The organism is Leifsonia sp. HAY1-4F (genome assembly GCF_056755275.1).
In genome coordinates, this window is sequence record NZ_JBNDHX010000114.1 from 1 (window position 1) to 11628 (window position 11628).

Consider the following 11628-nt stretch of genomic DNA (forward strand, 5'->3'; position numbering starts at 1 on the left):
CCCCCCCCCCCCCCCCCCCCCCCCCCCCCCCCCCCCCCCCCCCCCCCCCCCCCCCCCCCCCCCCCCCCCCCCCCACATTAGCGAGTGTCTCGTGGGCTCGGAGATGTGTATAAGAGACAGGTCCACCGGGAGATCACTTGGCGAGGGCCTGCTGCACCTGAGCGGATGCCGACTTCAGCAGGGACGCGGGGTCGCCTCCCGTCAGGGCCTTCTGCGTCGCCTCGTCGACGGCGGAGAGCACATCCGTGCTGTTCGCGATGCCGGGGAGCAGCGGCCGGGCATCGCCGACCAGGTCCGTGAGGGACGCGACGACGGGGTTCGACGACACGGCGGACGACGGGATGTCGGTCCGCAGCGGCGGCCAGCCGGAGCCGAGCGACCACTTGGTGGAGACATCCTTGGTGAAGAAGTAGGCGAAGAACTTCTCCGCCGCAGCCTTCTTCGCCGGGTCGGTCTGGGCGGTCACGGCCGCCGAGATGCCGATGGCCGACGCAGCCGCGCCCTTCGGACCGGCGGGGATTCCGGCGATGCCGTAGTCGATCTTGTTGTCGGTCGCGACGCCCGCCATCCATGGGCCACCGATCTCCATGGCCGCCTTGCCCGACGAGAACAGCTTGTCGGAAGCGACTCCATCGAGTCCGGTCGGCGAGATCTTGTCCTTGGTGACCGCGTTCGCCCAGTAGCTGAGCGTCTCGGTGTTCTGCGACGAGTCGAGAGCGGACTTGGAGCCGTCGACGATCTTGCCGCCGTTCCCGTAGAACAGACTCGCCCAGACGCCGTTGCCGACGGTGGCGTGGTCGGGCAGCGCGAGGCCGTACTGCTCGGGAGTGCCGTCGCCGTTCTGGTCGACGGTCAGCTTCTTCGCGTCGGCGACCCACTCATCCCAGGTCGTGGGGAAGGAGCTGATGCCCGCCTTCTGGAACAGCGCCTTGTTGTAGATCACCGAGAGGGGAACGAACCCGGTGGGGACGCCGTAGTACGAGCCCTCGATCTTCTCCATGTCGACGGCGGCCGGCCGGATCGAGGCCTTCGTCTCGGCGTCGCTGGAGTAGAAGTCGTCGAGCTTCGCGAAGGCGCCCTTCGAGGCGTAGACGGGGAGGTTCTCGGCCGGCATGGCCACGATGTCCGGGCCTTTCTTGGCGGAGAGCGCGGGGAGGAGGGTGTCTCCGATGACCGCCCACGTCTTGGTGGTGGTCTTGATCGTGATGTTCTTCTGGGACTTGTTGAAGTCCTCCACGATCTTGTCGAGCACCTTGCCGTCGGCCTCGGTGTATCCGTGCCAGAAGGTCAGGGTGACCGGACCGGAGCTGTTCGAGCTGGGGGAACTCGAGCAGCCGGCCAGCGCGAGAGAAGCGCCGGCCACGACGGCCAGCGTCGCAAGCATTTTCTTCATTGAATGCCTCTCATGGGACCGACCGCTTCGTCGATCGGTTCGGGTTTACAACGATGCAATCCAACGTTGTAAAAGCGAGTATGACACGCCTCCCGGAACCCGTCAAGGCGCGTTTCGGGCCGGTGTGCGCTCGGCTCGGCCCTGCACATTCGTGACGAATGTTGCCCTACGTCGGGGCGGGGGCGACATTCGTGACGAATGGTGCCCTACGTCGGGGCGGGGGCGACATTCGTGACGAATGTCGCCCGACGGCGATCCTGTGGATCGACGGAGCGATGCCGCGGGGCCGCGGCGCGAGCTCAGGGGCGCGGCCGGTCGGCGAGCACGGCGTCGATCGCGTCGAGCGCGTCCGGGGTGAGCTCGGGTCCGTCGAGCGCGGCGAGGTTCTGCTCCAGCTGCGAGACGCTGCTCGCACCGATGATCGCGGAGACGACGACCGGGTTCCGCAGCACCCACTGGAGCGCCAGCTGCGCGAGCGACTGGCCCCGGCCGGCCGCGATGTCGTTGAGCGAGCGGACGGTGGCAAGCACATCCTCACTCAGATCCGACTCGTGCAGGAAGGCGCTCGTCACGGCGCGGGAGCCCTCCGGCACACCGTTGAGGTAACGGTCCGTCAGCATCCCCTGGGCGAGCGGCGAGAAGACGATCGCAGCGGCACCGGCACGCTCGACCGCGTCGAACACGTCGCGCTCCGGCGTGCGGTCGAACAGGGAGTAGCGCGGCTGGTGGAGCAGCAGCGGAGTGCCCGCCGCAGCCAGCAGCTCTGCCGCCGCGGTCGTGCGCGGAGCGTCGTAGTTCGAGATCGCCGGGTACAGCGCCTTGCCCTGCTCGACGGCGGTCGTCAGAGCGCCCATCGACTCCTCGAGCGGCGTCTCCAGGTCCGGACGGTGGTGGTAGAACACGTCGACGTAGTCGAGCCCCAGGCGCTTCAGGCTCTGGTCCAGCGACGAGATGAGGTACTTGCGGGAGCCGTGGTCTCCGTACGGACCGGGCCACATCAGGTAACCGGCCTTGGTGGAGACGACGATCTCATCCCGGTAGGCGCGCAGATCCGTGGCGAGGATGCGACCGAAGACCTCCTCGGCGGCTCCGGGCGGCGGCCCGTAGTTGTTCGCCAGGTCGAAGTGCGTGATCCCGGCGTCGAAGGCCCGCAGGACGATCGCGCGCTGCGTCTCGAAGGAGCGCGTGGCGCCGAAGTTCTGCCAGAGGCCCAGCGACAGCGGCGGCAGCACCAGTCCGCTTCGTCCGGCGCGCCGGTAGGGCATCGAGTCGTAGCGTGCGGGATCGGCGGCGAAGGGCATCCGGAGGGCTCCTGATCGTTGGGGGATTCGAGAGCAACGCTAGCGCGGAGAGGCGCCTCAGATCTCGACGTCGCTGCCCATCGTCACGGTCCGCAATGCCGGCAGCCGGAAGCGGGCCGCAGGATCCGCCGCATTGTGCGCGAGGCCGACGAACAGGGAGCGCCGCCAGGGCACCATCCCCCTCGTCCGGGTGGTGCGGATCGCGCCGCGGGAGATGAAGTACGAGGCGTGGGTGAACCCGGCCGGGTCCAGGGGCAGTATCCCGGCGCGGCAGGCGGCACGCAGTGCTCGCGGGATGTCCGGCTCGTCCGAGAAGCCGAACCGGATGCTGAGGAACTCGATCCCGTCGTCCGCGTACCCGAGGTCGTCGTAGGCGAAGGCCTCCGACGTCGGAACATGCGGCACCTGCGCGGTGCTCACCGCCACGATGACGACGTGCTCATGGAGCACGTGGTTGTGCTTGACGTTGGCGCGCAGGGCGAGGGGGGTCGTGTCCTTGTTGGGGTGCGGGAAGATCGCGATGCCGGGGACGCGCGGCAGGTTCTGCTCCCGGACGTGCTCGATGAACTCGGTGAGGGACCCCTCCTTCTTCCGTCGGTCGCTCTGCACCAGCTGCCGGCCGCGGCGCCAGGTGGTCATGACCAGGATGACGACCGCGGCGATCAGGAGGGGGACCCATCCACCGTTGATGATCTTGGAGAGGTTGCCGGCGAGGAACGTGAGCTCGAGGCCGCCGAAGGCGACAGCCGCGAGGACGATCTTCCACGGCGCCCACCTCCAGAGCGGCCGGGCGACGAGGAGCAGCAGCAGGGTGTCCACGACGAGGGCGCCCGTCACCGAGATGCCGTAGGCGGTCGAGAGCCGCTCGGACGATCCGAAGGTGAGCATGACGGCCATGACGCCGATGAAGAGCAGGAAGTTGATCGCCGGAAGGTAGATCTGGCCGCCCTCCCGCTCCGAGGTCTGCCGGATGGTGAGCGGCGGCACGAGGCCCAGCTGGACCGCCTGCCGCGACAGCGAGTACGCGCCGGAGATCACGGCCTGGCTGGCGATGACGGTCGCGACGGTGGCGAGGATCACCATCGGGAGCCGTCCCCAGTCGGGGATGAGCAGGAAGAACGGATTGGCGCGTGCAGCGGGATCGCGCAGGATGAGCGCCGCCTGCCCCAGGTAGTTGAGCGTGAGCGCTGGGAAGACGAGGAAGAACCAGGCCCGGCGTATCGGCGATCGCCCGAAGTGCCCCATGTCGGCGTAGAGGGCCTCGGCGCCGGTGATGACGAGGACCACCGCGCCGAGGGCGATGAACGAGATGCCGGGGTGGGCGATCATGAAGACGACCGCGTAGCTGGGGGAGAGGCCGAGCAGGACCGCGGGAGACTGCACCACCACGACGAGGCCCGCGACCGCCAGCACCGTGAACCAGAGCACCATGACCGGCCCGAAGAGGACGCCCACCCGCCCGGTGCCGTACTTCTGGACGAAGAACAGCACGATGAGGATGACCGCTGCGATCGGGATGATCAGGTGCGCGATCCCGGGAGTGGTCACGCGGAGACCTTCCACGGCCGAGAGCACACTGATCGCCGGCGTGATGATGGAGTCCCCATAGAAGAGGGAGACGCCCACGATGCCGATCACCAGGAGGGTGCCCGCCTTGCCGGCCCGGCCGGCGTAGAGCCGCTGGGCCAGCGCCGCCAGCGCCATCACGCCGCCCTCGCCGTCATTGTCCGCGCGCATCAGGACCCCGAGGTATTTGATCGAGACGATGATCGTGATGCTCCAGAACATCAGGGAGATCACCCCGAAGACGTCCTCCTCGTTGGCGCGCACAGCGCCGCCATCCAGGAGGAAGACCGTCTTCAGCGCGTAGAGGGGGCTGGTGCCGATGTCTCCGAAGACGACGCCGAGCGCCGCCAGAGCGGCTGCCGCCAGCGCTCGCGGGCGGTGGGAAGCCGCCGCGGGTGTTCCTGCATTCGCCGTCGGTGGCGCAACGAACTCTCGCACCCGGGCAACGCTACCCCGCCTCCCCCCTCGCCGCGCTGCGAAGCAGCCGAGCGCGCGAAAAAAGTCGCGGCACGCGGCTCAGCGGCGTCGGCGCTGGATTGCGGACCCCTGCTCAGCGGCGTCGGCGCGGGGCTGCGGAGCGCGGCGGGATGGATCGCATGTGGTCGCGGACCCGGGACAGGATGTCCGCCAGTGATTCGACATCCCTCGCCGAGAGCGGCTGCAGGAACAGCTGCCGGACGAGCTCGATGTGCCCGGGGAAGACGCGGGCGAGCACCTCCCGCCCGGAATCGGTGATCGTGACGGTGACGCCGCGGTCGTCCTCCGCCGAGGGGCTGCGCGTCACGAGGCCCGCCGTGTCGAGCAGGCCCACCTGGTACGTGAGGCCGCTGCGGCTGTAGACGACGCCGTCGGCCAGCTCGGTCATCCGCTGACTGCCGCCCGGCGCATCCCGGAGCCGGGCCAGCAGCTGGAACTGGACGTAGCTCAGGTCGCCGGCGTCGCGCAGCTGCTGCTCGACGCTGTGCCGCAGCAGGCTGCTCACTTCGATCAGGGAGAAGTACGCGCTCAGCTGGATGGGGTCGAGCGGCTGGGGGGTGTCGGCCATGGGCTCATTCTACTTGCTTCGAATTCAAAGCACTGGTATCGTCACTCCTGTGCTTCGAATTCGAAGCAACCAGACGAGAAAGGAAGCTGGACATGAAAGCAGTGCGATTCCACGAGTACGGAGCTTCGGATGTGCTCCGTTACGAAGACGCGGAGCTCCCGCAGCCGGAAGCGGGGGAGGTGCGGATCCGCGTGGCGGCGACCACGTTCAGTCCGGTGGATGCCGGCATCCGCAGCGGCGGATTGCAGGAGCCCTTTCCGGTGGCGTTGCCCCACACGCCGGGCGTCGATGTGTCCGGATGGGTCGACCGCCTGGGGGAGGGCGTCCAGGGCTTCGAGGAGGGCGAGGCGGTCATCGGCTTCCTCCCGATGGCGGCGGCGGGGGCGGCCGCCGAGTATGTCGTGGTCCCAGCCGCGGTGCTGGCGGCAGCGCCCTCCACCGTGCCGCTCGCCGAGGCGGCGGCCCTTCCGTCCGTCGGCCTGACGGCGTGGCAGGCGCTGTTCGAGCTCGGCGATCTCGCCGCCGGTCAGCGGGTCCTCGTCAGCGGGGCCGGCGGAGCGGTCGGCGGCTACGCGATCCAACTGGCGAAGAACGCAGGGGCCCACGTCATAGCGACGGCGAGTCCCCGCAGCGTGGGCCGGGTTCGGGCGGCCGGCGCGGACGAGGTCATCGACCACACCGCGACGCGCGTCGTGGATGCCATCCACGAGCCCGTCGATCTGCTGCTGAACCTCGCGCCGCTCGATCCGGCCGAGTTCGCCGCCGAGGTGGCGCTGGTCCGGCCGGGCGGCGTGGTCGTGAGCACCATCGCCTGGATGCCGGCGCCCACCGACGAGGAGCGCGGTGTCCGCGGCGTGAACCTGTTCGTGCGGAGCGACGCGGCACAGCTGGCGCAGCTGGTCGGCCAGGTGGAGCGAGGCGAGTTGCGCATCCAGGTCGAGCGGCGGGTGCCGCTGGCCGAGCTGCCCGCCCTGCACGCGGAGGCGGCCGAGCGGCCCCTCTCGGGGAAGGCCATCGTCCTGGTCGCGTGAACGTCGGGGGAGGAGGCGCGCCTCACCGAATCGTCGGGGAGGAGGCGCGCCTCACCGCCCGGCCGGCCGCGGCGGCGCCGTGCTCTGCCGCACCAGCAGCTGCGGCACCGGGTACTCAGTGGGGCTCGCCACCTGCTCGCCTTCGAGCTGGGACACCAGCACGTCGATCGCCCGGGTGCCGAGCCAGGAGAAGTCCTGCCGGATCGTGGTGAGCGGGGGTGCGAAGTGCTTCGCCTCCGGGATGTCGTCGAAGCCCACGATGCTCAAGTCGCCCGGGACGGAGATGCCGAGGTCCGCGGCCGCGTGCATGAGGCCGAGCGCCATCTGGTCGTTGGAGGCGAAGACCGCCGTGAAGTCCGGATGGTCGAGCAGCTTCAGGCCGACCTCGTAGCCGAGGTCCGCTGTCCAGTCGCCCAGCACCGGCGGCGTGACCGGCAGGTCGTGGTCGTTCAGCTCGGCGAGGAAGCCGTTCATCCTGTCCTCCGCCTCGTTCCAGTCCTGCGGGCCGGCGAGGTGGCGGATGCGGGTGTGGCCGAGCTCGATCAGGTGCCGGGTCGCGAGACGCGCACCCGCGGCCTGGTCGAAGGCGACGAGCCGGCCGTCGCCGTCGTCCTTCCAGTGCAGGCTCACGAAGGGGACGTGGACGCCGACCCGCCCGAGGGCCTCCTGCGCCCGCTGCTGCGGGGCGATGACGACCACGCCATCCACTCCCTGTGCGGCGAACGCGTCCAGCGCCTCCCCGATCGCGGCGTCGTCCTCGCGGGCCAGCGTCGCCGAGAGGATGGCGTAGCCGCGGGCGCGCGCCGCCTCGCCGATCGCCGTGGCGGCGCTGAACGGGCCGTAGTGCGAGCGCGCGGAGACCAGGAGGCCGATGGTCTTGGATCGCGCGGTCGCCAATGCGCGCGCCGCGCTGTTCGGGCGCCAGGCGTGCTCCTCGATGACCTTCCTGACCTGCGCTTCGGTCGATGCTTTGATGTAGCGCTCGCCGTTGAGGACGCGCGAAACGGTCTGGCGCGAGACACCGGCCATCCGGGCGATGTCACGGATGGAGAGTGCGCGCTGCTCGTCGGGTGCCTGGTCGTTCATGCATCCTGTCTCGTCGGCGAGAGCGGCGGCGCTGCCACGGCCTCGTGTGTCATGCTCATATTTTTTCGCGAAGGACTTGACTTCGGCCTGGTCTGGGTCATAGCGTCTAACCCGTTCTGGGACCGGTCACATATATCGCGTACGGACCAGCATACGACGAGGGAGTCGCAGATGTCAGCAGCCGGATCGCACAGCCGCGATCGCCTCTGCGCCCCTTCGTATGCCTGCGGCCGCATGCGTGCCGGTTCTGAGCTCGGCGAACCCGTGCGCACTGGGCGCACCGGTCGTCACACCGCCCGAAGGGAATCACAGTGAAGTTCAGGAAAGTCGCACTCGCCGCCGCCGCACTCGGCGTCGCGGTCGCACTCGCCGCCTGCTCGGGAGGAGGCCGCGGAAGCGGCTCCGGCTCGACCACCGATAACAAGGGCGCCCTCGTGGGCGTCGCCATGCCGACCAAGGTGTCGGCCCGCTGGATCGCGGACGGCAACGCCGTCAAGTCGGACCTCGAGAAGGACGGCTACAAAGTCGACCTCGAGTACGCCAACAACGACATCCCGACCCAGGTCCAGCAGGTCAACACGATGATCACCAAGGGCGCGAAGGTCCTGATCATCGCCTCCATCGACGGCGGGTCGCTCACCGACCAGCTCGACGCGGCGGCGAAGGCCGGCATCAAGGTCATCTCGTACGACCGCCTCCTCACCGGCGACAAGAACGTCGACTACTACGTGTCGTTCGACAACTACAAGGTCGGCGTCTACCAGGCCAACTCGCTCCTCACGGGCCTCGGTGTCCTGGACAAGGACGGCAAGAAGACCGGCCAGAAGGGCCCGTTCAACATCGAGGTGTTCGCCGGCAGCCCCGACGACAACAACGCGACGTTCTTCTACAACGGTGCGATGGACACGCTGAAGCCGTACATCGCGGATGGCACGCTGGTCGTCAAGAGCGGCCAGACCAACTTCAACCAGGTCGCCATCCTGCGCTGGGACCCGGCCACCGCCAAGGCCCGCATGCAGGACCTCGTCGCCAAGTCGTACTCGGGCGGCGCTGACGTCCAGGGCGTCCTCTCGCCCTACGACGGCCTGTCCGACGGCATCCTGAGCGCGCTCGAGGGCGCGGGCTACGGTTCGGGCGGCAAGAAGCTCCCCGTCATCACCGGTCAGGACGCCGAGGTCGCCAGCGTGAAGCAGATCATCGCGGGCACGCAGTACTCGACGATCTACAAGGACACGCGCAAGCTGGCCAACGAAGCGGCCAAGATGGCGAACGACGTGCTCACCGGCAAGACCCCTGAGGTCAACGACACCAAGAGCTACGACAACAAGGTCAAGGTCGTCCCGAGCTACCTCTTCCAGCCGGTCGTGGTGACGAAGGACAACTACAAGGAGATCCTGGTCGACAGCGGCTACTACAAGGATTCCGACCTTCAGTAGTACCGGCCCGACAGTCCGGGCGGGCGGGCATCCACCCGCCCGCCCGGATCGCATTTGCAACTAAGGGAGACCATGTCCAACACGATTCTCGAGATGCGGAACATCTCGAAGTCCTTCCCCGGCGTCAAGGCGCTGCAGGACGTCTCGATCAGTGTCGAGGAGGGATCGGTCCACGCGATCTGCGGCGAGAACGGCGCAGGCAAGTCCACGCTCATGAAGGTGCTGTCCGGCGTCTACCCGCACGGCACGTTCGAGGGCGAGATCGTCATGAACGGCGAGCCCGTCGAGTTCCGGTCGATCAACGACTCGGAGGCAGCGGGAATCGTCATCATCCACCAGGAGCTGGCGCTGTCGCCGTACCTGTCGATCGCCGAGAACATCTATCTCGGCAACGAGCGCCAGCGGCGCGGCTTCATCGACTGGAACGAGACGAACCTGGCGGCGGGCAAGCTGCTGGCGCGGGTCGGCCTCCACGACAACCCGATCACCAAGATCAAGGACATCGGCGTCGGCAAGCAGCAGCTCGTCGAGATCGCCAAGGCGCTGTCCAAGGAGGTGAAGATCCTCATCCTGGACGAGCCGACGGCCGCCCTCAACGACGACGACTCCGCCCACCTCCTCGAACTGATCCGCCAGCTCCAGGCGCACGGGATCACGTCGATCATCATCAGCCACAAGCTCAACGAGATCAAAGCGATCGCCGACCGGGTGACCATCATCCGCGACGGGCACACGATCGAGACGCTCGAGATGGGCCAGGCGGGCACGAGCGAAGAGCGGATCATCAAGGGGATGGTCGGCCGAGACGTGGCCAGCCGCTTCCCGGACCACGTTCCGCACATCGGCGACGAGCTCCTCCGCGTCGAGGACTGGACGGTGCATCACCCGCTCGACCGCACCCGCAAGGTCGTCGACAACGTCAGCTTCCATGTGCGCGCCGGCGAGATCGTCGGGATCGCGGGCCTGATGGGCGCCGGGCGCACGGAGCTCGCGATGAGCATCTTCGGCCGCAGCTACGGCGTCGGGATCAGCGGCCGCGTCTACAAGCGCGGGCAGCAGATCGCGGTGAACACCGTGGCCAAGGCGATCGAGAACGGGATCGCCTACTCCACGGAGGACCGCAAGCACTTCGGCCTGAACCTGATCGACAACATCTCACGCAACATCTCCATCGCAGCGCTGGACAAGCTCGTCAACTGGTTCCACTTCGTCAACGAGCACCGCGAATCGCAGGTCGCCGAGGAGTACCGCAAGTCGATGAACATCAAGACGCCCAACGTCTTGGCGCTCACCGGCAAGCTCTCCGGCGGAAACCAGCAGAAGGTCGTGCTGTCGAAGTGGATGTACTCCGACCCCGAGGTGCTCATCCTCGACGAGCCGACCCGCGGCATCGACGTCGGAGCGAAGTACGAGATCTACACGATCATCGATCGGCTCGCGGACCAGGGGAAGGGCATCGTCGTCATCTCCTCCGAGCTGCCCGAGTTGCTCGGCATCTGCGACCGCATCTACACCCTGAGCGAGGGCCGTATCACCGCCGATGTGCCGCGGGAGAAGGCCACCGCCGAATACCTCATGCAATTCATGACCCAGGAACGCGAGAAGAACCACGCATGAAACCGCTTACCAAAGCCCTGAACTACCTGACCGGGCAGCTGCGCCAGATCGGGTTGTTCATCACCCTGATCGCCATCGTCGTCTTCTTCCAGGTTGCGACCGGCGGCATCACCCTCGCACCGATCAACGTGTCGAACCTGATCGTGCAGAACAGCTACATCCTGATCCTCGCGATCGGGATGGTGATGGTGATCATCGCCGGGCACATCGACCTCTCGGTCGGTAGCGTCGTCGCCTTCATCGGCGCGATGTCCGGCGTGATGATCTCGGAGTGGCATCTGCCGTGGCCGCTGGCCATCGTGTTCTGCCTCGTGCTCGGCGCCCTGGTCGGGGCCTGGCAGGGATTCTGGATCGCGTACTTCGGCATCCCGGCGTTCATCGTGACGCTGGCGGGCATGCTGGCGTTCCGCGGCGCGGCCCAGATCGCCCTCGGCAACCAGCAGATCTCGTTCTTCCCGAAGGAGTTCCGTGCGATCGGGTCGGGCTTCCTCCCGGCCTTCGGCAACACCGGGTACGAGCCGCTCACGATGATCCTCGGCCTGGTGGCGAGCATCGCCATCCTGGCTTCGTCGATCCGTCAGCGCGCGGTGCGCCGCAAGTACGACCTCGAGGACGAGCCGCTGTGGTGGTTCATCATCAAGCTGGCCTTCCTCGTACTGCTCGTGCTGATCGTGACCGTGCTGCTCGCCAGCTACAACGGAACGCCGATCGTGCTGATCATCCTGGCGCTGCTCGTGATCGGCTACTCGGCGATCATGAACCGGTCGGTGTTCGGACGGCACATCTACGCCATCGGCGGCAACCTGGCCGCGGCCGCGCTCTCGGGCGTCAAGACGAAGCGCGTCACGTTCCTGCTCTTCGTCAACATGGGCGTGCTGTCGGCCATCGCGGGCCTCGTCTTCACGGCGGGCCTGAATCTGGCCAGCCCGAGTGCGGGAACCGGATTCGAGCTGGATGCGATCTCCGCCGTCTTCATCGGTGGCGCCGCCGTCACCGGTGGTATCGGAACGGTCACCGGCGCCATCATCGGTGGTCTGATCATCGGTGTGCTGAACAACGGCATGTCGATCCTCGGTGTCGACAGCGACTACCAGCTGCTCATCAAGGGCCTGGTGCCTGTCTCTTATACACATCTGACGCTGCCGACGACGGA

At 67.7% G+C, this 11628-nt stretch carries 9 protein-coding genes; 4 read left to right on the forward strand and 5 right to left on the reverse strand.

What is annotated here, in order from left to right:
- Positions 1-133: 133 nt before the first annotated feature.
- The 4 genes from ACPYOG_RS16695 to ACPYOG_RS16710 form a co-directional block, all read right to left on the reverse strand.
- Positions 134-1393 carry an ABC transporter substrate-binding protein gene (locus ACPYOG_RS16695; RefSeq protein ID WP_481295289.1) on the reverse strand — a complete coding sequence of 420 codons (1260 nt, stop codon included), beginning with the start codon at positions 1391-1393 and terminating at the stop codon, positions 134-136.
- Positions 1394-1692: 299 nt separating this feature from the next.
- Positions 1693-2694: an aldo/keto reductase gene (locus ACPYOG_RS16700; RefSeq protein WP_481295290.1), complete on the reverse strand. Its 1002-nt coding sequence runs from the start codon at positions 2692-2694 to the stop codon at positions 1693-1695.
- A 57-nt stretch (positions 2695-2751) separates the two neighbouring features.
- Positions 2752-4698 carry a potassium transporter Kup gene (locus tag ACPYOG_RS16705; RefSeq protein WP_481295291.1) on the reverse strand — a complete coding sequence of 649 codons (1947 nt, stop codon included), beginning with the start codon at positions 4696-4698 and terminating at the stop codon, positions 2752-2754.
- A 112-nt stretch (positions 4699-4810) separates the two neighbouring features.
- Positions 4811-5305 carry a MarR family winged helix-turn-helix transcriptional regulator gene (locus ACPYOG_RS16710; protein WP_481295292.1) on the reverse strand — a complete coding sequence of 165 codons (495 nt, stop codon included), beginning with the start codon at positions 5303-5305 and terminating at the stop codon, positions 4811-4813.
- Between the two features lie 92 nt (positions 5306-5397).
- Between ACPYOG_RS16710 and ACPYOG_RS16715 the strand changes: the two genes are divergently transcribed.
- Positions 5398-6336 (forward strand): NADP-dependent oxidoreductase, encoded by a 939-nt coding sequence (locus tag ACPYOG_RS16715; protein WP_481295293.1) that lies wholly within the window; start codon positions 5398-5400, stop codon positions 6334-6336.
- A 51-nt stretch (positions 6337-6387) separates the two neighbouring features.
- Here the strand turns inward: ACPYOG_RS16715 and ACPYOG_RS16720 are convergent, their stop codons facing one another.
- Positions 6388-7422, reverse strand: coding sequence for a LacI family DNA-binding transcriptional regulator (locus tag ACPYOG_RS16720; protein ID WP_481295294.1), 1035 nt, complete (start codon positions 7420-7422; stop codon positions 6388-6390).
- A gap of 311 nt (positions 7423-7733) precedes the next feature.
- Here ACPYOG_RS16720 and chvE point away from each other — a divergent pair, with 311 nt between their 5' ends.
- The 3 genes from chvE to mmsB form a co-directional block, all read left to right on the forward strand.
- Positions 7734-8858 (forward strand): multiple monosaccharide ABC transporter substrate-binding protein, encoded by a 1125-nt coding sequence (gene chvE, locus ACPYOG_RS16725; RefSeq protein ID WP_481295295.1) that lies wholly within the window; start codon positions 7734-7736, stop codon positions 8856-8858.
- 72 nt (positions 8859-8930) lie between these two features.
- Positions 8931-10475: a multiple monosaccharide ABC transporter ATP-binding protein gene (gene mmsA, locus ACPYOG_RS16730; RefSeq protein ID WP_481295296.1), complete on the forward strand. Its 1545-nt coding sequence runs from the start codon at positions 8931-8933 to the stop codon at positions 10473-10475.
- The coding region (gene mmsB / locus ACPYOG_RS16735) for a multiple monosaccharide ABC transporter permease (RefSeq protein WP_481295297.1) at positions 10472-11628 on the forward strand (1157 nt) is incomplete at its 3' end. The genes mmsA and mmsB, both read left to right, overlap by 4 nt.